Source organism: Mesorhizobium sp. B2-7-3, from assembly GCF_006440715.1.
GTDB lineage: Bacteria > Pseudomonadota > Alphaproteobacteria > Rhizobiales > Rhizobiaceae > Mesorhizobium > Mesorhizobium australicum.
In genome coordinates this window covers 361,726-387,339 of sequence record NZ_VFTY01000002.1, presented here as the reverse complement: position 1 = coordinate 387,339, position 25,614 = coordinate 361,726, and the positions used below count along the sequence as shown (strand labels likewise).

Below are 25,614 nucleotides of genomic sequence, written 5' to 3'. Positions count from 1 at the left end.
TCCGCGCAACCGTATTAAATTGCGAAGGGTGGGGTAGACGAAGTCGCCCCACCCTTTTAGTTTGCACCGCACAATAAGCAGGCCACAAAGGCTGAAAGCAATTCCAGCAGCAGTGCGCAGGGGTTTTTGCGCCGGGAATTGCGGGAAAACAAAGAGATGGGGCGGTTCGCGATCCAGCGAAAAACGCTCCGGACGGGATCGGGTAATGAGCAAGATCGAGACGATCGGCATCATTGGTGCGGGCCAGATGGGCGGCGGCATCGCCCACGTCTCCGCGCTTTCGGGCTATAAGGTGCTGATCTACGATATATCGCCCGACCGCATCGAGAAGGGCATTGCCACAATCAGCGGCAACATGGCCCGTCAGGTGGGGTCCGGCAAGCTCGACGAGAAGCTGCGCAATCAGGCCATGGCACGCATCGCGTCGGCACCGACGATGGCCGATCTCGCCGGCGCCGATCTGGTGATCGAAGCGGCGACCGAGGACGAAACCGTCAAGCGCAAGATCTATGCGCAGCTCTGTCCGCAGCTCAATCCCGAAGCGATCCTGGCGACCAACACCTCGTCGATTTCGATCACACGGCTAGCTGCCCAGACCGACCGGCCGGAGCGGTTCATCGGCATACATTTCATGAACCCGGTACCGCTGATGAAGCTGGTCGAACTGGTGCGCGGCATCGCCACCGAGGACCAGACCTTCGAGGCGGCCAAGACCTATGTGAAGCAGCTCGACAAGACGATCACCGTCTCGGAAGATTTCCCGGCCTTCATCGTCAACCGCATCCTTCTGCCGATGATCAACGAAGCGATCTACACGCTCTATGAGGGCGTCGGCTCGGTCGATGCCATCGACACCGCCATGCGGCTCGGCGCCAACCATCCGATGGGACCGCTGCAGCTTGCCGATTTCATCGGCCTGGATACCTGCCTGTCGATCATGCAGGTGCTGCATGACGGCCTGTCGGATTCGAAGTACCGGCCTTGCCCGCTGCTGGTCAAATATGTCGAGGCCGGCTGGCTCGGCCGCAAGACCGGGCGCGGCTTCTACGATTATCGCGGCGAGCATCCCGTTCCGACGCGCTGACGTGATTGCCGCTCACGAGGCCGCGGCGAGTGGCTTGGGCGGTTCTGACCTGTCGTCGTCGCTGATCTTGCCGTCCGGCGCCACCGAAACGCATCCCCGGCCGGCGGCCTTGGCCGCGTAGCAAGCGGCGTCGGCCCTTGCGATGATCTCGTCGACTTCGCCGCAATTGGCGCAGATCGCCGTCAACCCGATGCTGGCGCCGATCCCGTGCGGCCGGCCATCCCAGATGAAGTTCAGGCCCGCTATCGCATCGATGATGGAACGCGCCGCGATCCTCGCGCCGGTGATGGAAGCCGATTTCAGGATCACGGCGAATTCGTCGCCACCCAGGCGCGCGACGATGTCTTCAGGACCAAGCACGCCGCGCACGGCGTCAGCGACCCGCTTCAGCAGGGCGTCTCCGGCAGCGTGACCTCCCGTGTCGTTGACCAGCTTGAAATGGTCGAGGTCGATGAACATAAACTGATGGCGACCCCCTGTCGTCGTGCCGTCCTTGCGCGCCTGATCGACCATCCCCTCCATGGCGCGGATGAAGCTCGAGCGGTTGGCAAGGCCCGTCAGTGCGTCGTGCGCGGCGGCATGGGCAAGCTGTCGCTGCAGGGCACGCGCATCGGTGAAGTCCTGGAAGACGATCACCAGACCGCAGAATTCGTTGCGTTCGTTGAGGATCGGCGACACGACCTGGCGGATGCTGCAGCGCGTGTCGTCGCGGCGGATGAGGACCGCGCGGCTGTTCTGGTCGGAGCGCGCCTCTTCGCCTGTCACCGGCCGCGTCATCCCGATCCTGTGGCCCGTCTCCTCGTCGACTGCCCAGTAGACATGGCTCAGCGTCTTGCCCAGCGCATCGTCACTGGAAACGCCGGTCAACTTTTCGGCCACCGGGTTCATGAAAGTGACGCGGTTCGCGGCATCGGTGCAGATGACGGCATCACCGATCGATTGCAGCGTCACCCTCAGCCGCTCCTTCTCGTCGGCCAGCATCGCCGCCGAGACGATGAGCCGTTCTTCGGCCTGCTTTCGCCGGGTAATGTCCATCAAGCTGCCGATCGCTCTGACCAGGTGTCCGTCCGCATCGCGCTCGATGGCCTTGCCGCGGTCGAGGATCCAGATCCAGCGGCCGTCCTTGTGGCGCATGCGGAACTCGGCTTCGAAAAATTCCGTCTCGCCGGCGAGATGGGCGCGATCGGCCTCCGCGACCGTGGCGCGATCGTCTGGATGGATCATCGTCAGCCAGCGATCGGGGTCACCATCGAGCTCGCCATCCCCGTAGCCCAGCATCTTGACCCAGGTGGAGGAATAGGTGGTGCCCCCCTTGCGCATGTCGAAATCCCAGACACCTTGACCGGCGCCGGCCAGCGCGAAGTTCCAGCGCGTTTCGGCCTCTGTGATGCGCGCCTCGGCCTGTTTGCGCGCGTCGATGTCCTCGATCTGCGAGACGAGATAGAGCGGCCGGCCGCTTTTCTCGTCGCGAATAACCGAGCCGGCAAGATGAGCCCAGACGGGTGTGCCGTCCTTCTTGAGATAACGCTTCTCGAAGTGGAAGGCATCGACGGTGCCCGCCTTCAGGCCGGCCATCGTTTCGCTGCCGATCTGCACATCGTCGGGATGCGTGAGCTGGAAGAAGGTCAGCGCCTCGATCTCGTCGCGGCTGTAGCCAAGCATAGCGGCAAAGGCCGGATTGGTCTGGAGAATACGCCCGTCGAGACCGACGATAGCGATGCCGATCGCCGAGTCCTCCATGGCCCGGCGGAACCGCTGCCCGCTGTCCGTGATCTGCCTTCGATCCTCCGAGATTCGACCGATGAACAGATAGGCCGCGAAAAGCGCGCAGACCGTCACAGCGACCGATATTTGGAGGCAAAGTCTGAGGGCTTGCGCGCCAAGGTCCAGTCCTGACAGCACAAGCGAGGCGGCCACTACGGCCAGACCGGCCACAAGCAGCGCCAGAGCTGCATGCTTGTGCCGTCCCGGCCCGATGATACCTCGCAATGTCACGATTCGTGCCACCCCCGTGGGCAATCGCTTTTTCCCGTTAAAACCCTGAAGGATCGATTTTAAGGAAAGGTTGCGCCCAGGGCATAGGCGACATGGAAAACCGGCAAACAATTGCCGGCATGATTAAGGATCGGTATTCACGGGGTGTAGGCGTGAGTATCCTGCTACCAGCGCACGAAAAACCGCCCGCCGAGCGCACCAAGCAAAGCGAGAGCTGCGATGGCGATCGTGTACCAGGTGGCAACGAAAAGCGGCGAATCGTCGAAGCAGTGCGCCGCATAGAAAGTCGCCGCCAGCCCGCCGGCAAGCAGCCCCGCGACCGCGCCGGCAAGCACCGGCCGTGTCGGCGCGCCATAGCGCAGCATCCACAGGAAGATGGCCAGCGGGCCGATGCCGATCAGCGGGATGAAGCCCATGCAGATCATCATGTTCGAGCCGATCATGCGCGTGCTCCACAGGGCCTGCGGCACCATGAAGAGCTCCAGCACCACGGCTAGCGCGACCAGCAGCGGCGCCGCGATCATCGCCGCCATAGCCCGGCCTGTCGCCGCGCCCGGCGTCGACAGGGCACGGATCAGGGCAAAGGCGCTGATGGCGAGCACGATGGTGAAAACGAATTTGGACAGGAAACGCACCGTGTGCGCGGCCACCATGAAATCGGGGCGCGGCCCGATCGTCATCATGAAGACAGCCGCCGCGACCAAGGCGGCCGCGCCAGCCGCCAGCCACCAGGCCGAGCGCAATGGCATCGCCTTGCTGCGGGCATCGGCGTCGAGCGCCTTGATGAGATCGTCGGTCTTCATGTCATTCCCGCCCGAACCGCCCCTGCCCGAATCGCCTGGCTATGGCGGTAAGTCCCCGGTGCAGCGACACCCGCACCGCCGTCTCGCTGATGCCGAACTTAGCCGCCGTCTCCCCGATCGAGCGGCCCTCCACGGATACTGCTGAAACCACGGAACGCTGTGCCGGCGGCAGCCCGTCGAGCGCCCGGTTGATGTCCCGCTCGCTGACGGTTTCCGTTTCGGGCTCGGCGAACGTCTCGGCGATGTCGTCGACATCGATCTCGATGCGCCGTCCGCGCCGCCGGAACGCATCGATCAGCTTGAAACGGGCAATCGCATAGACCCAGGGCAGCACCGGCGCGTCCTGGCGCCAGGTGTGCCGTTTCACATGAATGGCCAGCAAGGTTTCCTGCACGACATCCTCGGGATCGACCCCGCCCTGCACGATCTTGCGCCTGACGAAACCGCGCACCAGCGCGGCAATCCGGTGCAGAAAGTCGGCATAGGCCTTTTCATCCCCCGCGATCGCGGCCCGCATCAGCCGGGAAAGCTCGGCCTCGTCCTTGCCGCTCACAAGAGTTCACTCCCCGATCTTCGCGCCTCGGCACTGATTTGTTACGTGGCCGGCGAAATAATGTCCAAGCCAAACTACGGGCAAATCACGAAAGTTTGCGGGATGGCCCGCTAAATTCCCTGACTGGGTTCTCTGGTTCCCAGCTCATGCGTGAGGAGCGGCGCGGGACAACCTTCGATTGACGTAAGGTAAACCCTTCTGTAGCGTCAAGGGATCGGAGGGCGGCCGAAATGGATTTCATTGAACGCATTTTTGGATTTTCTCCCGACAATGGCTCGGGAACTTTCGAGAGCAGCCTTGTCATTGCGGCCATAGTCCTTGTCGCCGCCGTCTACTTCTACAGAAGACAGGGATCACTGAAGAAATAGCCTCTGGACAACCGGCGGAGACAGGTCCGCCAGGAAAACATTACCGTTGCGTCCTCTCAGCGTGGGAAACACGACATGGCAGGATCTCTGGTCAACCACATCAGAACCGCGGCCTTGCTGTTGTTCGCCGCCGAATTCTGGAAGCGTCTGGCCGCCGGGCTGAAGGTGCTGTTTGCCACGATATGCAGGCTGCTGTGCCGGCTGGCCAAGGACCAGCGGCTGCCCAGCCCGGCGCAGAATGACTGCTGCATCCAGCTACCGCCCGACATCTACAAGCGCGCCGATCCTCTTCTATACGCCCAGTATTATCTGATGGCACAGGGGCTCGCGGTCACCTGGGACAATCCCGACATCGACATTTTCGACGGCACCTTGCCGGTCAGCGGCGCGCTTCAGCCAGCACATGCATATCGCGTTCGCGTGCGCGTCTGGAACGGGTCCTATGACGCCCCAGCGGTGGGCGTCGGGGTGGCACTGTCCTACCTGTCATTCGGCGCCCAGACCATTTCCCGTCCGATCGCCAACGTCGCCATAAATCTCGGAGCCAAGGGCACGATCGATTGCCCTGCCTATGCCGAGTTCAGTTGGACCACGCCCGCCACCGGCGGCCACTACTGCCTTCAAGCACAGCTTTCCTGGGGCGATGACGCCAACCCCAGCAACAACCTTGGCCAGAAGAACGTCAACATTGCCGAGATGCGCTCACCGGCGAAGTTCGTCTTCAGCGTGCGCAACGAGGCCTCGGTCGTCCGGCGTTTCCAGATCGAGGCGGACTGCTACGCTCTGCCGAAGCTGCGGCCATGTATCCCGCCACGCGGCCAGGGTCGAGACGAGCGCACGGACACCCCACAGCCGCGGCTCGCCGAAAGCAAGGCGCGCTGGGCCGAGGCCCTCGAGGAACAGGCGTATGGCCGGTTTCCCGTGCCGGACGACTGGTCGGTCAGGATCGTCCCAAGAACGCTTTTGCTGCAGCCGCGCCAGCTGACCGAGATCGCTGTCGAGATTGAACCGAAGGACTCCGCCTTTCGCGGCTCAAAGACCTTCAACGTCCACGTCTTCACGATCGGCGAGAGCGGATCGCGCACCATGACCGGCGGCGTGACGCTCACCGCCACGAAAGGCTGAGGCGCCCCGATGGCTTACAAGCACTATACGAGCTGCTTTCTCTATTCGGCCGGTGGCAAGCCCTACAACGAGGACGATCGGCTGGCTTTCCTCGCCGGCCAGGCGCTGCAGATCATCGTGATCACCGGGCTGGCGGCCGCCTTCGGCCTGCTGCTGGGGCCGGTCGGTGCGGCACTTGCCGCGGCAATCGCATTTCTGGCGTCCGCTACCGCGACGATCGACAAGGCCGCCGGGGAATGGCTCAACCATCGCCTGGTCTGCCTCGACAAGGACAATCCGAAATGCGCCGTCGGCATCGTCTCCTACAATCCGTTCCGCAGCGATCTCGGCGCCTTCGACAACGACCAGTATTTCGACGTCATACTGATGCCGCATCCGACGACCGAAATCCTCAACGCCGAGACAAACGAGGCGGCCTTGGCGGCGGCCAATCGCTACAATGCCGACGGCACCGTCGTGGCGGAATTCGCCGCCAGCGTCGCGGCCCATCCGGCCAACGATATTCTCAATGACGGCTTTCAGGGTCATGAGCTGCTGTTGCCACGCGACGACCTGAAGACGGATCTGGGCTACGCACCCGCCGACGATCATGCCCGCTGGAGCCTGCACTGCGAGGCCGAGGGCGACTTCTGGATCAAGATGCGCCAATGGGCGCCGGCCATCGTAATCCTGCTGACGGCGGCCCTGGTCGTCACGGTGGCCGCGGCGGCCGCCGGCGCCAGTGCCGGAGCGGCTGTCGGCTGCGCCATAGGATCGTTCTTCCTGGGTGCGCTGGGCTGCGCCATCGGCTCGTTCCTGGGAGGATTGCTCGGAGCGGCCATTGGCGGCGCCATCGGCGGAGCGGCATCCTATTTCGGCGGGGTCAAGCCGGTCCTGCAGGGATTGTTCAACTGGAACCCCGGCAATGTCGAGGACGCCAATGTCGGCGACAAGGCGCTCGGCCCCATCAGGATGGGCGATCATGTCGCCGTCCTCGGCGAACATGTCTATGACGGCTACCACAAGGGCTGGCACGAGTTTCATCCGCTGATGGCGGTGGTCAAATTCGATGCGGCCGCCAGTGTCGACGCGAAACACTATCTGCAGTGGGATCCGGACTTTGCCGACACGGGCACGGTTCCGCCCAAACCGCCGGGCGAGACCACCGACCTGACCGCGCAGGATATCCGTGACGGGCTTGGCAGCGCGGCGTTCCGGACGCGCTGCGACAATCTGCGCAGGACCTGGTGCGCCATGCTGAACGAAGCGTTCGATCCCGAGACCAAACGAACACAGCAGGGGCTGGACCAGCGGTGGACCATTCATCCCATGGTCGATGGCTGCATCCCGCAGGAGCAGCCACCAGCCCCGCATATCGGGTGATGCCATCGGCGTCCGACACGCGAAACCGTGATGATGCCCGTCGTCTTTCAATCTTGACTAGTGTATTCATGAATTGGTACTCGGACGCACCCCAGTGCGGGACAACCCGAGGAGTACCCTTATGAAATCCCCCCTTCTTGCCCTTGCCAGCGTAGCCGCGCTTGCAATCAGCCTCGCCGCTGGTCCGGCGACGGCCGAAGATGCCGGCATCGTCGTCTATAACGCCCAGCATGAAAGCCTGGCGAAGGAATGGGCGGAAGGGTTCACCAAGGAAACGGGGATAAAGGTCACCTTGCGCAACGGCGGTGACAGCGACTTCTCCAACCAGATCGTCGCCGAAGGTGCTGCCTCGCCCGCCGACGTGTTCCTGACGGAAAATTCGCCGGCCATGGTGCTGGTCGAGAATGCCGGCCTGTTCGCGCCGGTCGACGCCGATACGCTGGCTCAAGTCCCGCAAGACTATCAGGCCACCAGCGGCAAATGGGTGGGCGTGGCCGCGCGCAGCACCGTGTTTGCTTATAACACCACCAAGCTCAAGGCAGACCAGCTGCCCAAGTCGATGCTCGATCTCGCCGACCCGAGCTGGAAGGGCCGCTGGGCGGCTTCGCCTTCCGGCGCCGATTTCCAGGCCATCGTGAGCGCTTTGCTGCAGCTCAAGGGCGAGCCCGCCACGGCCGACTGGCTGAAGGCGATGAAGGAGAACTTCACCGCCTACAAGGGCAACAGCACCGTGATGAAGGCGGTCAATGCCGGTGAGATCGAAGGCGGCGTGATCTACCACTACTACTACTTTGGCGATCAGGCCAAGACCGGCGAAAACTCCAAGAACGTCGCGCTGCACTATTTCAAGAACCAGGATCCGGGCGCTTTCGTATCGGTTTCCGGCGGCGGCGTGCTGGCCTCGAGCAAGCATCCCAAGGAAGCCCAGGCCTTCCTGAAATGGGTGACCGGCAAGAACGGCCAGGACGTGCTGAAGAACGGAACCTCCTTCGAATACGCGGTCGGCAAGGGCGCGCAGTCCAATCCGAAGCTGGTGCCACTGGCCGACCTGCAGGCGCCGAAGGTCGATGCCACGACGCTGAACTCCAAGAAGGTCGCCGATCTGATGACAGCAGCCGGCTTGCTTTAGTTGCCGTTCTTCCTAATAAGGACGTCAGATCGTGCTCCCGCGGGAATTCACCTTTCGCGGGAGCGTTTTGTTTCGAGATGCATTCGTCCATGACGACACGCTTCGTTCCTGACCGCGACCGTGGTCCCATGATTGCCGCTGCCGCGTCGCAACGGTATGGCGCCTGAACTGATGCAGTCCGCGGTCGATCTCGCGCATCCCGGCCTGCCGCCCAAGATGCGTCGACGGGCGCAGCGGCGGGCGGCGCCTTGGCTTGTCGCCGCCGCCATATTTGTCTCCCTGCTGGCGCTGCTGCCGCTCGCTTTCATCATCTGGATCGCGGTGCAGACCGGCTGGGAGACGGTCTCGGCACTGGTCTTTCGGCCGCGTGTCGGCGAACTGCTGGTCAACACCGGCCTGCTCGTCCTGCTGGCGGTGCCGATCGCCATCACCTTGTCGGTGACGCTGGCCTGGCTGACGGAACGCAGCGACCTGCCCGGTGCCCGGCTCTGGTCCTGGCTCTGCGTGGCGCCGCTCGCCATCCCCGCTTTCGTGCACTCCTATGCCTGGATCACCCTGGTGCCCGGGCTGCACGGCCTGTGGGCTGGCGTGCTGGTGTCCGTCATCGCCTATTTCCCTTTCCTCTATCTGCCGGTGTCGGCGGCCCTGCGCCGTCTCGATCCCGCTCTCGAGGACGCGGCCGCGGCACTTGGCCATGGACCCTGGCGCGTGTTCTGGCGCGTCGTGCTGCCGCAGCTCAGGCTCGCAATATGCGGCGGCTCGCTGTTGGTCGGCCTGCATCTGCTGGCCGAATATGGCCTCTATGTCTTCATTCGCTTCGACACCTTCACGACCGCGATCGTCGATCAGTTCCAGTCGACCTTCAACGGCCCGGCCGCCAACATGCTGGCCGGCGTGCTGGTGACCTGCTGCTTCGTGCTGCTCGGCCTCGAAGTGCTGGTCCGCGGCGAGGAGCGTTATGCCCGTGTCGGCTCGGGTGCCGCGCGATACCAGCAACGAATGAACCTCGGCCGCGCCACCCTGCCCAGCTTGCTGCTGCTCGCCGTCACCACATTGCTGGCGCTTGGCGTTCCGTTCGTGACCATCGGGCGCTGGCTCGCCGCCGGCGGCGCCGATGTCTGGCGCTTCGACGAGATCGGCCTGGCACTCGGCCAGACGCTGTTCCTGTCCCTCGCTGGCGCCCTGCTTGCCACTGTCGCGGCCATGCCGATGGCCTGGATCTCTATCCGCGCGCCGGGTCCGTTGCAGCGCTTGCTCGAGGGATGCAATTACATCGTCGGCTCGCTGCCCGGGGTCGTGATCGCGCTGGCGCTGGTCACCATCACGGTGCGCATCGCACTGCCGCTCTACCAGACCCTGTTCACCATCCTGGTCGCCTACGCACTGATGTTCCTGCCGCGCGCGCTGGTCAGCCTGCGTGCATCGATCGCGCAAGCGCCGGTCGAGCTCGAACGCGCCGCGTCCAGCCTCGGCCGGCGGCCGCTCAATGCGCTGTGGTCGACGACGATCCGCCTGTCGGCGCCCGGTGCGGCGGCTGGCATGGCGCTGGTGGCGCTCGGCATCATGAACGAACTGACCGCGACCCAGATGCTGGCGCCGAACGGCACCCGCACACTGGCCATGGCGTTCTGGTCCTACAGCAGCGAGATCGATTACGCCTCGGCGGCTCCTTACGCCTTCATCATGGTGGCGATGTCGCTGCCCCTGACCTGGCTGCTCTACGTCCAGTCGAAGCGGATGGCAGGACGATGAGCTTTCTCGAACTCGGTAATCTGCACAAGCACTACGGCCCGGTCGCCGCACTAGCCGGCGTCAACCTGAACGTCGCCAGCGGCAGCCGCACGGCGATCGTGGGACCTTCCGGCTGCGGCAAGACGACCTTGCTGCGGCTGATCGCCGGCTTCGAGGCGCCTGACCAAGGCCGCATCGTACTCGACGGCCAGGAGCTGGCCAATGGCGGCGCCGCTGTCCCGGCGCATCGCCGCGGCATCGGCGTGGTGGCGCAGGACGGCGCCCTGTTCCCGCATCTGACCATCTCGGACAATATCGGCTTCGGCATGGCACGGGACGACGACAGGCGCGCCGAGCGCATCGTCGAACTTGCCTACATCGTGGGACTCGACAAGGCGATCCTCAAACGCCGCCCGCACGAGCTCTCCGGCGGCCAGCAGCAGCGCGTGGCGCTGGCCCGCGCCATGGCGATGAAGCCGCGGCTGATGCTGCTCGACGAGCCGTTCTCGGCACTCGACACCGGCCTGCGCGCCTCGATGCGCAAGGCGGTGGCCGAACTTCTGGAGGCGGCCGGCATCACCACCATCCTGGTGACGCACGACCAGGCCGAGGCGCTGTCCTTCGCCAGCCAGGTGGCTGTAATGCGCGATGGGAAATTTTCCCAGGTAGGCACGCCGCGCGAGCTCTATCTCAAGCCGAAGGACAGGATGATCGCCGAGTTCCTCGGCGATGCCATCATCCTGCCGGCGAGCATTTCGGGCGGCTTCGCCAGTTCGCCGCTGGGCCGCATCGCCGTCGACGCGCCGGACAGCCGCGATGTCGCCCGTATCATGCTGCGGCCGGAACAGATCGGCCTGAAACGCACCTCGCGCGAGGGCATGTCGGGCACATCGGACATGCCGTTCGGCGAGGTGACGGAATCGGAATTCGCCGGCTCGACATGCACGATCGCGGTGCGGCTCCTGAACAATTCCGATCCGCCCGACGCCGCGGCCATCGGCGGCACGCCGCTGATCCTGCGCAAATCCGGCATGGACGCGCCGGCGGTCGGCGAGATCGTGCGGCTGACCGTATCGGGCAAGGCGCACGTCTTCGTTTGAGCCCGACGATTTTAAGCCGCTGAACCCAAGCGAAGTGGCAAGCTTACGCCGTGATGCGTTCGCCGGTTTCGGCTGAATAGATCGGCCATTGCTCGATAAAATCGCAACCGTGCACCACCACGCACACGTTGGCGCTGTCGATGAGGATGACGGCGTAGGACGGCGGCGCTTGTTCGACGATCTCGCTCGATCGCTCGAGAGCAAGCTCGAAGCGGGCATGCAGGCCGCGCTGCGCCGAGAACGGAATGCCGGCAACGGTGCCGGCAATGTCGCGATGCACATGGCCGAAGAAGATATGGCGGACGTTGCCATGGGCCCGCAACAGGCCGAGCAACCGATCGGGCTGTTGAAGCGCCAGCGGGTCGAGTTGCGGCAGGCCGAGCGCGACCGGCGGATGATGCAGGAATATGTAAGCGGGCCGGCCGCCCGACTGTTCCAGCCGGGCTTCGAGCCAGGCAAGCCGCCTCTCGCACAGTTCGCCCTCGATGCGCCCTTCCGCCAGGCAGTCGAGAAACAACAGCACTTCGTTGCCGGTATCGTGGACCGATTGCACGAAGCCGTTTTCGTCGACCGGAACGTCGGGAAACGCAGCGATGAGATTGGCCCGCCGGTCGTGGTTGCCCGGCAGCAGCCTATACGGCACCGACAGCGTGGTCAGGGCAGCGCGCAAATCGGCATAGCTCCGCGGCGCACCGGTCTCCGTCAGGTCGCCGGTGAAGACGCAAAGCGCGGCGTCGGCGTGATGCGCATTGATGTGCGCGATGCACTGATCCAGCCGCTGGTGCAGGTCGGCCCCAAAGCGGCGCTCACCTTGCCGACCGAGATGCACGTCGGTGACCTGGATGATTTTCATGTACGTCTCTTTGGCGGCGCGCGTGCTGGAAATCAAAGCGCTGGCTCTGGCACCGAAGCCTTGAAGACATCGAGACGGGTGCCTGTCTCCGACGAGAAGAAGTGCATGTCGTCAGGCGAGATCTTCAAGCCGACGGTGCTGCCGGGCTCGGGGTGAACGGGCTCCGAGGTCATCACCGAAAACGGCGCGCCGTCGAGGTCGACATAGATCACCCGCCCCGCGCCCAATTCCTCGACCAGGTCGACAGTGGCATGGAGCGCGCCGGCCGTGCCTGGTGCCACCAGCCGGACCGCTTCCGGCCGGATGCCCATCGCCACTTTCGTGCCGACCGGCAGGCCGGCGCGAGCCATCGCCAGGCGCCGGCTGCCGCCGAGCAGCGACAATCCGTCGAGTTCGGCGGTGCCTTCGAGGATGTTCATGGCCGGCGCGCCGACGAAGGTGGCGACGAAGCGGCTGGCCGGGCGGGTGTAGATTTCACCTGGCGTGCCGACCTGTTCGACCCGTCCCCCATTCATCACCACCAGCCGGTCGGCCAATGTCATGGCCTCTACCTGGTCGTGGGTGACGAAGACGGAGGTGGCATTCAGCCGGCGATGCAGCTTGCGGATCTCCGAACGCATCTGCACGCGCAGCTTGGCGTCGAGATTGGACAGAGGCTCGTCGAACAGGAACACCTTCGGCTCGCGGATCATGGCGCGGCCCATGGCGACGCGTTGCCTCTGGCCACCCGAAAGCGCCATCGGCTTGCGGTCGAGCAGTTGCTCGAGTTCCAGTGTGCGGGCCACCGCCTGGATGCGCTGGTTGCGCTCGGCCGAGGGAACACCGGCGACTTTCAGCGAATAGCCGATGTTCTGGGCCACGCTCATATGCGGATAAAGCGCGTAATTCTGGAACACCATGGCGCAGCCGCGCTCGCGCGGCTCGAGTTTGTTGACCACCGTGCCGTCGATGGCGATCGTGCCGTCGGAAATTTCTTCCAGCCCCGCGATCATCCTGAGCAGCGTGGACTTGCCGCAGCCGGACGGCCCGAGAATGACGACGAATTCGCCCGAGGCAAAGTCGAGATCCACGCCGTGCACGACCTGCGTCTTGGCATAGTTCTTCTTGACGCCGCGTATTGCGATGGAGGCCATTTTTTGTCTCCTTGTTACTTCTCGGTGGCGATCAGGCCGCGCACGAACCAGCGCTGCATCAGCACCACGACGATCATCGGCGGCAGCATAATGATGAGAGTACCGGCCATGGCGATATGCCACTCCGGAGTGCCGCCGACATTGGGGATGAGCTGCTTGAGCTCGGTCACCGCCATCGCATGCGACTGGTCGGTGGTGATGAGCAGCGGCCATAGATACTGGTTCCATGCCCACAGGAACATGATGGTCCCGAGCGCCGCCATGTTGTTGCGCGACAGCGGCAACAGGATATCGATGAAGAAGCGCAGTGGCCCGGCGCCATCCATGCGTGCGGCTTCCGTCAATTCGTCCGGCACGGTCAGGAAGAATTGGCGATAAAGGAACGTCCCGGTCGCCGTGGCGACCAGCGGCAGAATTAGGCCGGGATAGGAGTTGAGCAGCCCAACGCTGAGCTGGACCTGCACGCCCGAAACCGTTTCGATCAGCCAGCTCAGGCCGGTCACGTCCAGGATAGCCTGATACGGCTCGAGCACGTTGGCGACCACTGCGTAGGTCGGCACGATGCGCACTTCAAGCGGCAGCATCAGAGTGATGAAGATCAGCCAGAAGATCAGCGTGCGGCCGGGAAATCGGAAGTAGACGATCGCGAAGGCGGTCAGCGCCGAGACGATCACTTTGCCTGCGGCAACGCCGGTCGCAACGATGAAGCTGTTCAGCAGCTTGGGACCAAGGTCGGCCGTCACCCAGGCGGTCTTGATGTTGATCCAGAAATCGCTGCCCGGCAGCAGCGACATCGGCACGTCGTTGACATCCCTGAGATTATGCGAGGCCGCGATCGCCACGATGGCGAACGGCGCCACGCAGAAAACGAAGCCGACGAACAAGATCAGGTGCGTGAAAAAATTGAGGAACGGGGTGCGCTCGACCATATCAGTCTCACCTGTAATGGACGCGCCGCTCGATGAAGCGGAACTGGAAAATGGTCAGCACGATGATGAGCAGCATCAGGATGATGCTCTGCGCGGCGGCACCGGAGTAATCGAGGCCTTTGAAGCCGTCGGAGTAGATCTTGTAGACCATCAGATTGGTGGCATTCGCCGGCCCACCGGACGTCATGATGTCGACGATGCCGAAGGAATCCTGGAAGCTTTCCGTGATGTTGATGACAAGCAGGAAGAAGATGGTCGGGGTGATCAGCGGAAACTGGATGTCCCAGAAGCGCCTCATGACACCAGAGCCGTCCATCGCGGCGGCTTCGATCAGGGAACGCGGGATCGCCTGGAACGCGGCGAGGAAGAAGATGAAGTTGTAGCCGACATACTTCCAGGAAAAGGCGATGATGATCGAAGCCATGGCGTCGGCGCCGTCCAGGCCGGGATCCCAGAAGCCGGGCCAGACCTGGTTGACGACGGCCATGAAGCCGGCTTCCGGCGCCAGGATGAAGCGGAATGCCAGCGCCAGGGCGGGCGCGGCGATGCCATAGGGCCAGATCAGCACCACGCGATACAGCCATGAGCCGGCTAGCTGGCGGTCGGTGAGCGCGGCGAGCACGAGCGCGACGAACATCGCAAGCCCGGTGCTGATGCCGGCAAAGACAAGGCTGGCTGTGATCGAGTTCCAGTAATCGGCGTTGGCCAGGATCGAGCGGAAATTGTCGAGACCGACCCAGATGTTGCCGCCGCCCCAGGGCTGCTGCAGCGTCAGCGACCAGTATACGGCCTGGCCGGCAGGCCAGTAGAAGAAGGTGAAGATCAGCAGGAGCTGCGGCACCGCGAAAAGAATGCCGATTGTCCAACTGCCGAAAGTGACGCGTTTTTCCATCGGTCCGCCGTTGCCGCAGGGTGGTCAGCTTAAAGCAAGCGAGAGATTAATAACGAAATGCCCGCCCGTCGACCCAGGCATGATCCCGAAAACTGGAAACCGGTCTTCGGGATCATGCTCAAATGGGTCGGCGGGCGGTCTGGGAAATCCCTGGATCAGGGCAGGGTCTTGCCTGGATATGTCTGCTGGAAGCGGTCGAGGATGGCGTCGCCGTTCTTGACCAGCGTGTCGAGACCTTCCTGCACGGTGACCTTGTTGGCGAAGATCGCCTGCATCTGGGTGCCGAACTCGGCGCGGATCTGGGTGAAATTGCCCAGGCGGATGCCGCGGGTGATTTCGGTCGGCTCGGAGGCGGTCAGGCTGGCGATCGCGACTTCGCGGCCCTTGTAAGGCGCCTTGTCGTAAAAGCCCTGGCCCTTCATGTAGTCGAAGCCCGACTTGGTCACCGGGATGTAACCGGTGTTGGTCGACCAGAACAGGGCGGTCTTCGGATCGTGGATGAAGTTGAGGAACGCGGCCGCGCCCTTGTATTCAGCATCCGACTTGCCGGAGAGAACCCACAGCGATGCGCCGCCGACGAGCGAGTTCTTGCGCTCCGTGCCGGCATAGACGGGCAGTTCGGCAACGTCCCAGTTCATGCCTTCCTTCTGCGTACGGCCAACCGTGCCGTGATCGCCGACCGAGGTCAGGATGACCTGGCAGGTGCCGGTGGCAAAGGCCTGGACCATATCCTGGCCGAGATCCTTCGACTTGATCTTGATCAGGCCGGCATCATACCACTTCTTGAGGTCGGTGACGTACTGCACGAACTTGGTCTTGTTGACTTCGAGGCGGGCGTCGAGGCCGTCATAGCCATTGTTCTTGGTAGCGATCGGCTGGTTGTGAATGGCGGAGAACTGCTCCATCAGCTGCCAGCTTTCATTGGCGGAGATGTTGATGGCCATCGGGCATTCATAGCCGGCGTCCTTCATTGCCTTGAGGTCGGCGCCGACGTCTTCCCAGGTCTTCGGCGCTTCGGTCTTGCCGATCTTGGCGAAGGCGTCCTTGTTCCAGTACATCAACGCCGTAGACGAGTTGAACGGGAAGGACATCATCTCGCCTTTCGAGGTGGCGTAATAGCGGGCGATGCCGGGGAAATAATCGGCGTAGTCGATCTTGTAGCCGTTTTCTTCCATGAGCTTGTCGGCCGGCTTGTAGGCACCCGACAGCATCATGGTGGCGGTGCCGACGTCATAGACCTGAACGACGGTGGGCTGCTTGCCGGCGCGGAAGGCGGCAATGGTGTTCTGCAAGGTGGCGTCGTAATTGCCCTGGCTGGTGCAGACGACTTCATAGTCCTTCTGCGAGGCGTTGAAATTCTTGCACAGCGTGTCCACGACCCGGGCGAGATCGCCCGAAAGACCAAACCAGAAATCGAATTTTGTCGGTTCCGCGAAGGCAGGCATCGCCAGCGCGGAGCTGAGCACGCCAGCGGCAAGGGCAGCAAAGCCCCGCTTGATGATCGTCATGATTTCTTCCCTCTTGAATGACTGTTGACAAGGGTCTTGCGCAAGTCCTTGCCCGCTCTCTTAGAGAAGGTATGTGACAGTTCTGTTGTGGCCTCCCGGGCCTGTGCACAGCTGGTCTTTTCTCCCCTCCGGCGGCTACAGCGGCATGAAAACGTCACACCGGCGCCTTAGGTAGCTAGGGCGACTTCCAAGGACGTAAAGGCCGTCATTGTTATCCGGCTAAAAGGGATGATGAAATGCTGGTGAAGCAGCTGGCGCACGTGCCCATCACCGACAGGCAGGCGATGCGCGAAGGCCCCCGCGACAGCGCCACGCATTTGCGGCATGCAGCCGCCATTCCGGCTCTTGGCCAGATCGAAATCGGCGGCAAGGCGTCGCGCGCGAACGTCGGCGAGGCCTTGAAGGTGGTGGCCTGGAACGTCGAGCGGCTCCGTCATGTCGATGCCATTGCACGAACGCTTGCCGGGCAGGCCCCCGAAATCGTGCTGTTGTCCGAGGTGGACAAGGGCATGGCACGCTCCGGCAACGGCCATCCGCTCAGCGTGCTTGCCGACCGGCTCGGCCATGCCTTCGCCTATGGTGTCGAGTTCGTCGAACTCGCTGGCGGAAACGAGGCCGAGCGCATGGCAACCGGTGAAGCCGCCAACGCGGAAGGCTTTCACGGCAATGCCGTGACCAGTGGCATGCCGCTGCTGCGACCCTTCCTGGTGCGCCTGGACGCCGCCGGCGGCTGGTTTCGGCCGGAGCGCGGCCAACCGCGCATCGGCGGACGCATGGCGATCGGCGGCCAGGTGCGCATCGGCGACCGGAGGATGACGGTCGTCTCGGTGCACCTTGAAAACCGAACCGATCCGGCTGGCAGGGCCGCTCAGACACGCAAACTCCTCGACGCGATCGACAACTATGATGCGCAAGCGCCGGTACTGCTCGGCGGCGATTTCAACACGCTGACGGCAAGCCACGAGGAGCGCCATGACGACCCACGGGCGTGGATGGCTCGGGTCACGGCCGAACCGGACCGGCTGATCCATGCCGAGCGTCACGAGCCGCTGTTCGCGGCCCTTGCCGAGCGCGGCTATGATTGGCAGGCCGCCAACAATTTGGACCTGCCCACCCAGCGTCGGCCCGCCGGCACCCCGGTTGGCCGAATCGACTGGTTCTTCACGCGCGGCCTCGCGGCCAGCGCGCCGGCGGTTCTTCCGGCGGTGTTGCCGGATGGCAGCCCAAGCTCGGATCATGACGCCCTGACAGTGACCGTCCGCCTGAAATAACCGTCGTCTTCAATCGATGCGGCTGACCTGGCCTGTGCTCTTGCAGTCAGCTTGCGCCGCAAAAGCACGCTATGGTTGCAGGCGGCTTTATCGATCCTTCAACAGCCAAGCATTAATCAGTCATATTTCTTTCTTTATTTCCTGCGGGCCAGGGGGAATAAGATGCTGACGGTCTATAACTGCATCGTGAACCAGCACGATCTGAGGCTGGTTGCACTGGCAGCGCTGATTTGTGGAATTTCCTGTTTTTCAGCCGTCAATCTTCTTCATCACATAGGTCGCTCGACGGATCGAAATCGGCTTGCCTGGCTGACGATCGCCTCCACCTCGACCGGTTTCGGCATCTGGGCAACGCACTTCATCGCCATGCTTGCCTTCACGCCGGGAATCCCCAACGCCTATGATCCCGGACTTTCAGTACTCTCGCTCGCTGGCGCGGTGGCGGTTACGGCGGCCGGCATGTGGGTCGCCACCTTGCGCGACGAGCTTGATTACCATCTGGTCGGCGGCGCCGTTCTGGGCGGCGGTATTGCCGCCATGCACTACATCGGCATGGCGGCATTCGAGGTCGAGGGCCGGATCGAATGGAACCTGCTCCTCGTCGCCGTCTCCTTGCTGGCCGGCGTGACGCTCGCGGCGCTGGCTTTGCGCGTCGTCCTGCGCGGCTCGTCGCTGCCTGCGACGCTTGCCGGTGCGGTCTTGCTGACGCTGGCAATCTGCGGCCTGCACTTCATCGCCATGGCTGCCGTCTCGATCTTCCCGGATTCCTCGATCGCCATATCCCAAAACACCGTCGCACCGACCTCGCAGGCCTTCGCCGCCGCTGCGGCCACTCTGGTGATCCTGGTGCTTTCGGCCACCGCGCTGTGGATCGACCTTCGCTTCCGCCGCCAAAAGCTTGAGGTCGACCGCATGCACGGCTTGGCCAACGCCGCGGTGGAAGGCCTGATCGTCTGCGATGGCAATCGCATCGTCAGTGTCAACGACAGCATGGCCAGGCTGACCGGCATGGTCGCCACGACACTGAACGGAAGGGAACTTGGCGACCTCTTCGATGAGCGCACCGCATCCGACCTGATCAACTTCCAGGGACAGCCGTGGGAGGCGGAACTAAGCAATCGCGACGGGATGAGAATTCCCGTCGAACTGATCGCCAGAAGCATCGACTATTGCGGCAAGCCTCACAATGTCGTCGCCGTCCGCGACATTCGCGAACGCAAGAAGGCGGAACAGGAAATCCTTCGCCTCGCTCATTTCGATCCGCTGACGGGGCTCGCCAACCGCCGTAGCTTTTCCAGCCGGCTTGATACCGAAATCGCCGCCACGAGCCGAGACGCAAAAGCCGGCAAGGGCGCGAGGGGCGGGCATCTTGCGCTTCTGCTGCTCGACCTCGACCGGTTCAAGGAGGTGAACGATCTTTATGGGCATGGCGCCGGCGACGCGATGCTTCAGAAGGTGGCGAACTGCGTCTCCGGCGTTCTTCGCCACGGACAGATGCTGGCGCGCCTGGGCGGCGACGAATTCGCCATCATCGCCCCCAACCTGCCCGACCCGCAGGCGGCGAGCCGGATCGCCGACGCGGTGCTCGCCGCGATGCGCGAGGAGAACCGGCTCTCGGCGGGTGGCGGGCTGGTATCGGGGAGCATCGGCATCGCGCTCTATCCGCTGGACGCGGAAGACCAGGCCAGCCTCATCAGCCATGCGGATACCGCGCTCTATCGCGCCAAGACCGAAGGCAGGGACACCTATCGCTATTTCGAGGCGTCGATGGGCGCCGAGGCTCGCGACAAGCGCGTCATGGAGCACGAACTGCGCCAGGCAGTAGCGCGCGACGAATTCTATCTCGTCTACCAGCCGCAGAAAGAGATCAGCAGCGGCAAAATGGTCGGCTTCGAAGCCTTGATCCGTTGGCGGCATCCCGAACGCGGCGATGTTCCCCCGTCCATATTCATTCCGCTGGCGGAGGACAGCGGCGCCATAGGCCAGATCGGAGATTGGGTGCTGACCGCAGCGTGCCAGGAGGCCGCCAGTTGGGAAAATCCACTGACGGTGGCCGTCAACGTCTCCGCGGTGCAGTTGCACAATCCGAACTTCAGCCGAAAGGTGCACGAGACCTTGCTCAAGTCCGGTCTCGCGGCAGCCAGGCTGGAACTCGAAATCACCGAGACGGCGCTGGTGAAGGACATGCCGCGCGCGCTGGCGAGTTTGCGACAGGTCAAGGCGCTTGGCGTGCGCGTGGCCATGGATGATTTCGGAACCGGCTATTCCTCCCTCTCCAACCTTCGCGCCTTCCCTTTCGACAAGATCAAGATCGACGGTTCCTTCATCAAGTCCGTCGACACCAACGGCCAGGTTGCGGCGATCGTGCGCGCCGTGCTCGGGCTGGGGCGCGGCCTGGGTCTGCCGGTGCTGGCGGAGGGCGTCGAGACGCTCGGCGAGTTGAAGTTCCTCGACGCCGAGGCCTGCGAGATCGGCCAGGGCTATTATCTCGGCAAGCCGGCGCCGATCGAGGCGTTCGGAGACCTGACCGGCCACGGCAAGCGTGTTCGGGCGCGAGGCGCCGACCGCCAGGATGGCAGCCTCGTATTGCTCAAGCCGAGCGTACGCTCGGCCTAGAGCTCTTTGTTTTTACGCAATTCCGGACGGAGAACCGTTACACACTATCCTGGAGGTGCTCTGGCTCACGACCCGAGCGCCGTCTCGACCAGCCGCTTTGCATCGGGGCCGGCCCATTCGGCTGGACCGTTCATGTGGGCGATCAGGCAGCCTTCGCCGTCGATCAGCATGGTGACGGGCAGGCCGAGCGCCAGACCGCGCGTCTTGAGGTCGTTGAACAGTGTCATCGTCGAATCGCGGTAGTAGCCGAGCGTGTGCACACCGGTATCGGCGAGAAACTTCTTCGGTTTCACGTCGTCGCCGGCATCGACGTTGACGGCGACGACCTGAAAGGCGTCGCTGCCTTTCTCCTTTTGCAGCGCATCGAGCGCCGGCATTTCGGCACGGCAGGGCGCGCACCATGTGGCCCAGAGATTGAGCAGCACGGTCTTGCCGGCATGATCGGCGATCGTCATCGGCTTGCCGTCCGGACCGTGGAAGGCGAGGCTCCTCATCGACTGCGGCGGATCGGCCGGCAAAAGTGCCGCGACCTCGCCGGTGGCCGCGGCCGCGACCTTCTTGGCGCGATCGCTCTTGGCGGCGCAGGCGACATCGTCCTTGCTGTCGCCGGCGGCTGCTTGGGGCGCGGCGTTGTTGCCAGACCGGCTCTCGCTGACATATACCGCGACCGCGCCGGCCAGCGCTCCCGCCACCAGGGCGGCGAGGATCAGGCCCCGGGCCGGGAAAAATCTGTTTCCGTCTGCCATATTCTCAAACTGCTCCGAAGCACGGGTTATAGCCATGAGCGACAAGAAGACCAGCAACCAGATGTGGGGCGGACGATTTGCCTCGGGTCCGGCCGCGATCATGGAAGCGATCAACGCGTCGATCTCGTTCGACCGCAAACTCTACGCGCAGGACATAAGAGGCTCGATCGCTCATAGCGAGATGCTGGCGCAAACGGGCATTATTTCGGCGGCCGATCAAGAAAAAATCGCTCACGGTCTGAACACGATCCTGAAAGAGATCGAGGGCGGCAGCTTCGAGTTTTCGACGCGGCTGGAAGACATCCACATGAACATAGAGGCCCGCCTTGCCGATCTCATCGGTCCGGCGGCCGGCCGGCTGCACACCGCCCGTTCGCGCAACGACCAGGTGGCCGTCGATCTGAGGCTCTGGGTCAAGGACGAATGCTTTCGTGTCGCCGAGGCGTTGAAAGGCTTGATCATGGCCCTCCTGGCGCGAGCCGAGGAACATGCGGCGACCGTCATGCCGGGTTTCACCCACATGCAGGCGGCGCAGCCGGTCACTTTCGGCCATCATTGCATGGCCTATGTCGAGATGTTTTCGCGCGACCTGTCACGCGTGCGCGACGCCATCGAACGGATGGATGAGAGCCCGCTCGGTGCCGCCGCCCTTGCCGGCACCAGCTTCCCGATCGATCGTCACCAGACCGCGAGCGCGCTCGGCTTTCGCGAGCCGATGCGCAATTCGCTGGACAGCGTCTCCGACCGCGATTTCGCGCTGGAATTCCTTGCCATGGCGGCGATCAGCGCCACCCACCTGTCGCGGCTGGCGGAGGAGATCATCATCTGGTCGACGCCGCAATTCGGCTTCATCAGGCTGTCGGATAGCTTCTCCACCGGCTCCTCGATCATGCCGCAGAAGAAGAACCCCGACGCGGCCGAACTGGTTCGCGGCAAGACAGGCCGCGTCAACGGCCATCTGGTCGGCCTGCTGACGGTGATGAAGGGCATGCCTTTGACCTACGGCAAGGACATGCAGGAAGACAAGGAATCGGTGTTCGACGCGGCCGAGACGCTCGACCTGATGCTGGCCGCGATGACCGGCATGGTTGCGGACATGACGGTCAATGCCGCCGCGATGAAGAAGGCCGCCGGCTCCGGCCACGCCACCGCCACCGACCTCGCCGACTGGCTGGTGCGTACCTTGGGCCTGCCGTTCCGCGAGGCGCATCATGTCACCGGCCGCGCGGTGGCGCTGGCTGAACACAGGAAGGTCAGCCTGGAAAAGCTTTCGCTGGAGGATCTGCAATCGATCAACCCAGGCATCACTTCCGACATATTCTCGGTGCTGGCGGTGCAGAACTCGGTCAAGAGTCGCACCAGCTTCGGCGGCACCGCGCCATCGGAAGTGAGAAAGCAGATCCGCTATTGGAAAAAGCGTCTCGCCAAGGCGTAATGCCGGATATCGCGATCAGCAATATCCGGGGTGCAATGCACCGAGAACTCGGCTAAAAGCAGCGGCGGACAGAGAGTTTCGGACGGATGGATCGATGACCGGAAGCAGGATTTTGGTGACGCTGACGCTGCTTGCGGCGCTTGCCTTCGTGACCGCCTGCGGCCGCAAGGCGGGCCTGGACACGCCCTATGAGGCGGCTGTCCAGGCGCGCAAGGACGCCGAGAAGGCCCACCAGCCCGTGCCGCCGGAACCGGAAAAACCGGTCGTGGACAAGAAGTTCATTCTCGACCCGCTGATCTAGCTCCGATGAAAGCGGGATTGGTCTTTCCAAACCCGATCGCATCGTGCCTCAACTTCCGGAACCACTCTCGTGAACCATTTCGACTACCGCGACGGCGTGCTGCATGCCGAGGACGTGGCGATCCCTGACATCGCCGCACAGGTCGGCACGCCGTTCTATTGCTATTCGACGGCGACCCTGACCAGGCACTACCGTGTCTTCGTCCAGGCCTTTGCCGGGCTCGATACGCTGGTCTGCTACGCGATGAAGGCCAATTCCAACCAGGCGGTGCTGAGGACCTTGGCCAAGCTCGGCGCCGGTGCCGACGTGGTCTCGGAAGGCGAATTGCGCCGGGCGCTGGCCGCCGGCGTTCCGGCCGGCAAGATCCTGTTCTCGGGCGTCGGGAAGACCGCCCGCGAAATGGACTTTGCGCTCCAAGCCGGCATTCTCTGCTTCAACGTCGAATCCGAGCCGGAACTCGAGCTGTTGTCGGCACGTGCCGTGGCGCTCGGCAAGGTGGCGCCGATCTCGCTGCGCATCAATCCCGATGTCGACGCCAAGACCCACAAGAAAATCTCAACCGGCAAGGCTGAAAACAAGTTCGGCATTCCCTGGCAGCGGGCGCGCCAGGTCTATGCCCGCGCGGCAACGCTTCCGGGCATTAAGGTCACCGGCATCGATACCCATATCGGCAGCCAGATCACCGAGTTGCAGCCCTTCGACGACGCCTTCGCCCTGCTGGTCGACCTTGTCGGAGCGCTGCGCGGCGACGGCCACGCCATCGAGCATGTCGATCTCGGCGGCGGTCTCGGCATTCCCTACCGCGTCGACAACAACCCGCCCCCCTTGCCCGACGCCTATGCCCAGATCGTCCGCAAGCATGTCACCAAATTGGGTCTGAAGGTGATGTTCGAGCCGGGCCGGCTGATCGTTGGCAATGCCGGCATCCTGGTCTCTGAAGTGATTTTCGTGAAGGAGGGCGACGCCAAGAATTTCCTCGTCGTCGACGCTGCCATGAATGACCTGATCCGGCCGACGCTCTACGATGCCTTCCACGAGATCAGGCCGGTCGTGCAGCCGCCGGCCGACGCGCCGCGCATGGTGGTCGACGTGGTCGGCCAGGTCTGCGAGACCGGCGATTATCTCGGCCTCGACCGCGACCTGCCCCGGCTGATGGCGGGCGATCTCGTCGCCGTTTCCACCGCCGGCGCCTATGGCGCGGTCCAGGCCGGCACCTACAACACCCGCCTGCTGGTGCCGGAGGTGCTGGTCGACGGCGACCGTTTCCATGTCGTGCGTCCGCGCCTGACCTATGACGAGCTGATCGGGCTGGATTCGGTGCCGGACTGGCTTGCGTAAGCCGCCCTGCCGCGACGCTATAACCGGTTCTGCGCTATAACCGGTTCTGGATGAGTGCCCTTGCGTCGGCGATCCTGTCCTCGTCGCGGCGGTAGAAGGTCCATTGCCTGATGCGCTTGGTTCTGAGCAGGCCGGCCTGGACGAGCACGCGCATATGCTCGGAAAGCGTCGCCTGAGTGATGCCGAGCTTCTCGGCGATCAGCAGCGCGCAGACGCCGTCCTCGACCAGATCGCCATCCGCCTGTGCCCGGAAATGCGCACGTGGATTCTTGAGCCAGTCGAGAATCTGCAGTCTGCGCTCGTTGGCGATCGCCTTGAAGACATCAACCTCTTGCATTTAGCCATTTTGCCAAGTTACTAATTGCTGTCAATCCCAAGGAGATTTTGATGTCGCAGGGCAACGTCGTCACACGCGGACGCATCGCCGCGATGGAACCGCGCATCCGCCCCTATATCAGGCACACACCGGTTCTGCGCGTCGACATGGCCGACTTCGATCGGGGGCCATTGGCGATCGACCTCAAGCTCGAATGCCTGCAGCATTCCGGCTCGTTCAAAGCCCGCGGCGCCTTCACCAACCTCCTGGAGCGGCCGGTTCCCGAGGCCGGCGTCGTTGCCGCATCGGGCGGCAATCATGGCGCTGCCGTCGCCTACGCCGCCATGCGGCTTGGCCACAGAGCAACCATCTTCGTTCCCGAAGTGAGCCCGCAGGCCAAGCTGGACCGCATCCGGGCCTATGGCGCCGACCTCGTTGTCGGCGGCGCCCGCTATGCCGAAGCGCTGGCCGCCAGCGAACGGTTCGCCGAGGAAACCGGCGCCTTGCAGATCCACGCCTTCAACCAGGAGGAGACGCTGGTCGGCCAAGGCACTCTCGGGCTCGAAATCGAACGCGATCTGCCTGAGATCGACACGCTGCTGGTCGCCGTCGGTGGTGGCGGCCTGATCGGCGGCATCGCCGCCTGGTATGCCGGCCGCATCCGCATCGTCGCCGTAGAGCCCGAGGGTGCGCCGACGCTTCATCGCGCCTTCGAGGCCGGCCATCCGGTGGACGCGCCGGCGGAAGGCATCGCCGCCGATTCGCTGGCGCCGAAGCGGGTCGGCGAGATGATGTTCCCGATCGCCGAAGCCTTCGTCGAACGCTCCATCCTGGTCAGCGACGACGACATCATCGCCGCCCAGAAGGCGCTCTGGAACCGCGTGCGCATCATCTCGGAGCCGGGTGGTGCCGCCGCCTTTGCCGCGATCCTGTCCGGCCGCTACGCGCCGACACCGGGCGAACGGGCCGCCGTGCTGGTCTGTGGCGCCAACGCAAACCCCGCCAATTTCTGATTGCAACCATTTC

The 25,614-nt window shown here is 63.6% G+C and carries 22 protein-coding genes; 12 read left to right on the top strand and 10 right to left on the bottom strand.

What is annotated here, in order from left to right; genetic code table 11:
• Positions 1–205: 205 nt before the first annotated feature.
• Positions 206–1,084, top strand: a complete 879-nt coding sequence (locus tag FJW04_RS05895) for a 3-hydroxybutyryl-CoA dehydrogenase (protein ID WP_015315562.1) — start codon at positions 206–208, stop codon at positions 1,082–1,084.
• Between the two features lie 12 nt (positions 1,085–1,096).
• Here FJW04_RS05895 and FJW04_RS05890 read toward each other — a convergent pair whose 3' ends face one another.
• From FJW04_RS05890 to FJW04_RS05880, 3 genes are all read right to left on the bottom strand, one after another.
• A complete protein-coding gene (locus tag FJW04_RS05890; RefSeq protein WP_181172886.1) occupies positions 1,097–3,079 on the bottom strand; it encodes a PAS domain S-box protein in 1,983 nt (660 codons plus the stop codon).
• Positions 3,080–3,243: 164 nt separating this feature from the next.
• Positions 3,244–3,882, bottom strand: coding sequence for an NrsF family protein (locus FJW04_RS05885; protein ID WP_140712900.1), 639 nt, complete (start codon positions 3,880–3,882; stop codon positions 3,244–3,246).
• A gap of 1 nt (position 3,883) precedes the next feature.
• Complete coding sequence (locus FJW04_RS05880; protein ID WP_015315559.1) at positions 3,884–4,435, bottom strand: sigma-70 family RNA polymerase sigma factor; 552 nt, start codon at positions 4,433–4,435, stop codon at positions 3,884–3,886.
• A gap of 443 nt (positions 4,436–4,878) precedes the next feature.
• On the opposite strand from FJW04_RS05880, the gene FJW04_RS05875 reads away from it, so the two are divergent.
• The 5 genes from FJW04_RS05875 to FJW04_RS05855 all read left to right on the top strand — a co-directional run bounded on the left by FJW04_RS05875 (position 4,879) and on the right by FJW04_RS05855 (position 11,250).
• Positions 4,879–5,928 (top strand): hypothetical protein, encoded by a 1,050-nt coding sequence (locus FJW04_RS05875; protein WP_140712898.1) that lies wholly within the window; start codon positions 4,879–4,881, stop codon positions 5,926–5,928.
• 9 nt (positions 5,929–5,937) lie between these two features.
• Positions 5,938–7,290 carry a hypothetical protein gene (locus FJW04_RS05870; RefSeq protein WP_140712896.1) on the top strand — a complete coding sequence of 451 codons (1,353 nt, stop codon included), beginning with the start codon at positions 5,938–5,940 and terminating at the stop codon, positions 7,288–7,290.
• Between the two features lie 121 nt (positions 7,291–7,411).
• Positions 7,412–8,419 carry an iron ABC transporter substrate-binding protein gene (locus FJW04_RS05865; protein WP_140712894.1) on the top strand — a complete coding sequence of 336 codons (1,008 nt, stop codon included), beginning with the start codon at positions 7,412–7,414 and terminating at the stop codon, positions 8,417–8,419.
• Between the two features lie 171 nt (positions 8,420–8,590).
• Entirely contained in the window at positions 8,591–10,171 is a 1,581-nt protein-coding gene (locus FJW04_RS05860; protein WP_181172885.1) for an iron ABC transporter permease, read from the top strand.
• Positions 10,168–11,250 carry an ABC transporter ATP-binding protein gene (locus tag FJW04_RS05855; protein ID WP_140712890.1) on the top strand — a complete coding sequence of 361 codons (1,083 nt, stop codon included), beginning with the start codon at positions 10,168–10,170 and terminating at the stop codon, positions 11,248–11,250. The genes FJW04_RS05860 and FJW04_RS05855 overlap by 4 nt, the downstream gene beginning before the upstream one ends.
• Before the next feature lie 43 nt (positions 11,251–11,293).
• Here FJW04_RS05855 and FJW04_RS05850 read toward each other — a convergent pair whose 3' ends face one another.
• The 5 genes from FJW04_RS05850 to FJW04_RS05830 all read right to left on the bottom strand — a co-directional run bounded on the left by FJW04_RS05850 (position 11,294) and on the right by FJW04_RS05830 (position 16,565).
• Positions 11,294–12,103, bottom strand: a complete 810-nt coding sequence (locus FJW04_RS05850) for a phosphodiesterase (RefSeq protein WP_140712888.1) — start codon at positions 12,101–12,103, stop codon at positions 11,294–11,296.
• Between the two features lie 32 nt (positions 12,104–12,135).
• Positions 12,136–13,236 carry a sn-glycerol-3-phosphate import ATP-binding protein UgpC gene (locus FJW04_RS05845; protein WP_140712886.1) on the bottom strand — a complete coding sequence of 367 codons (1,101 nt, stop codon included), beginning with the start codon at positions 13,234–13,236 and terminating at the stop codon, positions 12,136–12,138.
• 14 nt (positions 13,237–13,250) lie between these two features.
• Complete coding sequence (locus tag FJW04_RS05840) at positions 13,251–14,165, bottom strand: ABC transporter permease subunit (RefSeq protein ID WP_140712884.1); 915 nt, start codon at positions 14,163–14,165, stop codon at positions 13,251–13,253.
• 7 nt (positions 14,166–14,172) lie between these two features.
• Positions 14,173–15,057 (bottom strand): sugar ABC transporter permease, encoded by an 885-nt coding sequence (locus tag FJW04_RS05835; protein WP_015315549.1) that lies wholly within the window; start codon positions 15,055–15,057, stop codon positions 14,173–14,175.
• A gap of 155 nt (positions 15,058–15,212) precedes the next feature.
• On the bottom strand, positions 15,213–16,565 hold the full coding sequence (locus FJW04_RS05830) for an extracellular solute-binding protein (protein ID WP_140712882.1): 1,353 nt from the start codon (positions 16,563–16,565) through the stop codon (positions 15,213–15,215).
• A 236-nt stretch (positions 16,566–16,801) separates the two neighbouring features.
• Between FJW04_RS05830 and FJW04_RS05825 the strand changes: the two genes are divergently transcribed.
• Together FJW04_RS05825 and FJW04_RS05820 are read left to right on the top strand one after the other, a co-directional pair.
• Positions 16,802–17,836: an endonuclease/exonuclease/phosphatase family protein gene (locus tag FJW04_RS05825; protein ID WP_140712880.1), complete on the top strand. Its 1,035-nt coding sequence runs from the start codon at positions 16,802–16,804 to the stop codon at positions 17,834–17,836.
• Between the two features lie 162 nt (positions 17,837–17,998).
• Positions 17,999–20,452, top strand: coding sequence for an EAL domain-containing protein (locus FJW04_RS05820; protein WP_140712877.1), 2,454 nt, complete (start codon positions 17,999–18,001; stop codon positions 20,450–20,452).
• Between the two features lie 65 nt (positions 20,453–20,517).
• Here the strand turns inward: FJW04_RS05820 and FJW04_RS05815 are convergent, their stop codons facing one another.
• Positions 20,518–21,198 carry a TlpA disulfide reductase family protein gene (locus tag FJW04_RS05815; protein WP_140712875.1) on the bottom strand — a complete coding sequence of 227 codons (681 nt, stop codon included), beginning with the start codon at positions 21,196–21,198 and terminating at the stop codon, positions 20,518–20,520.
• A gap of 34 nt (positions 21,199–21,232) precedes the next feature.
• Here FJW04_RS05815 and argH point away from each other — a divergent pair, with 34 nt between their 5' ends.
• From argH to lysA, 3 genes are all read left to right on the top strand, one after another.
• Positions 21,233–22,633 carry an argininosuccinate lyase gene (gene argH / locus FJW04_RS05810; RefSeq protein WP_140712873.1) on the top strand — a complete coding sequence of 467 codons (1,401 nt, stop codon included), beginning with the start codon at positions 21,233–21,235 and terminating at the stop codon, positions 22,631–22,633.
• Between the two features lie 94 nt (positions 22,634–22,727).
• Complete coding sequence (locus FJW04_RS05805; RefSeq protein WP_023770782.1) at positions 22,728–22,934, top strand: lipoprotein; 207 nt, start codon at positions 22,728–22,730, stop codon at positions 22,932–22,934.
• Positions 22,935–23,003: 69 nt separating this feature from the next.
• Positions 23,004–24,272: a diaminopimelate decarboxylase gene (gene lysA, locus FJW04_RS05800; RefSeq protein WP_140712871.1), complete on the top strand. Its 1,269-nt coding sequence runs from the start codon at positions 23,004–23,006 to the stop codon at positions 24,270–24,272.
• Positions 24,273–24,306: 34 nt separating this feature from the next.
• Here lysA and FJW04_RS05795 read toward each other — a convergent pair whose 3' ends face one another.
• Positions 24,307–24,609, bottom strand: a complete 303-nt coding sequence (locus FJW04_RS05795) for a metalloregulator ArsR/SmtB family transcription factor (protein ID WP_015315541.1) — start codon at positions 24,607–24,609, stop codon at positions 24,307–24,309.
• A gap of 50 nt (positions 24,610–24,659) precedes the next feature.
• Here FJW04_RS05795 and FJW04_RS05790 point away from each other — a divergent pair, with 50 nt between their 5' ends.
• Positions 24,660–25,601, top strand: a complete 942-nt coding sequence (locus FJW04_RS05790) for a threonine/serine dehydratase (protein WP_140712869.1) — start codon at positions 24,660–24,662, stop codon at positions 25,599–25,601.
• Positions 25,602–25,614: the final 13 nt, after the last annotated feature.

Coding starts and splice junctions, on each gene's coding strand:
- FJW04_RS05895 (WP_015315562.1), top strand. CDS start 206: ATGAGCAAGATCGAGACGATCGGCATCATTGGTGCGGGCCAGATGGGC.
- FJW04_RS05885 (WP_140712900.1), bottom strand. CDS start 3,882: ATGAAGACCGACGATCTCATCAAGGCGCTCGACGCCGATGCCCGCAGC.
- FJW04_RS05875 (WP_140712898.1), top strand. CDS start 4,879: ATGGCAGGATCTCTGGTCAACCACATCAGAACCGCGGCCTTGCTGTTG.
- FJW04_RS05870 (WP_140712896.1), top strand. CDS start 5,938: ATGGCTTACAAGCACTATACGAGCTGCTTTCTCTATTCGGCCGGTGGC.
- FJW04_RS05865 (WP_140712894.1), top strand. CDS start 7,412: ATGAAATCCCCCCTTCTTGCCCTTGCCAGCGTAGCCGCGCTTGCAATC.
- FJW04_RS05860 (WP_181172885.1), top strand. CDS start 8,591: ATGCAGTCCGCGGTCGATCTCGCGCATCCCGGCCTGCCGCCCAAGATG.
- FJW04_RS05855 (WP_140712890.1), top strand. CDS start 10,168: ATGAGCTTTCTCGAACTCGGTAATCTGCACAAGCACTACGGCCCGGTC.
- FJW04_RS05850 (WP_140712888.1), bottom strand. CDS start 12,103: ATGAAAATCATCCAGGTCACCGACGTGCATCTCGGTCGGCAAGGTGAG.
- FJW04_RS05845 (WP_140712886.1), bottom strand. CDS start 13,236: ATGGCCTCCATCGCAATACGCGGCGTCAAGAAGAACTATGCCAAGACG.
- FJW04_RS05840 (WP_140712884.1), bottom strand. CDS start 14,165: ATGGTCGAGCGCACCCCGTTCCTCAATTTTTTCACGCACCTGATCTTG.
- FJW04_RS05835 (WP_015315549.1), bottom strand. CDS start 15,057: ATGGAAAAACGCGTCACTTTCGGCAGTTGGACAATCGGCATTCTTTTC.
- FJW04_RS05830 (WP_140712882.1), bottom strand. CDS start 16,565: ATGACGATCATCAAGCGGGGCTTTGCTGCCCTTGCCGCTGGCGTGCTC.
- FJW04_RS05825 (WP_140712880.1), top strand. CDS start 16,802: ATGCTGGTGAAGCAGCTGGCGCACGTGCCCATCACCGACAGGCAGGCG.
- FJW04_RS05820 (WP_140712877.1), top strand. CDS start 17,999: ATGCTGACGGTCTATAACTGCATCGTGAACCAGCACGATCTGAGGCTG.
- FJW04_RS05815 (WP_140712875.1), bottom strand. CDS start 21,198: ATGGCAGACGGAAACAGATTTTTCCCGGCCCGGGGCCTGATCCTCGCC.
- argH (WP_140712873.1), top strand. CDS start 21,233: ATGAGCGACAAGAAGACCAGCAACCAGATGTGGGGCGGACGATTTGCC.
- FJW04_RS05805 (WP_023770782.1), top strand. CDS start 22,728: ATGACCGGAAGCAGGATTTTGGTGACGCTGACGCTGCTTGCGGCGCTT.
- FJW04_RS05795 (WP_015315541.1), bottom strand. CDS start 24,609: ATGCAAGAGGTTGATGTCTTCAAGGCGATCGCCAACGAGCGCAGACTG.
- FJW04_RS05790 (WP_140712869.1), top strand. CDS start 24,660: ATGTCGCAGGGCAACGTCGTCACACGCGGACGCATCGCCGCGATGGAA.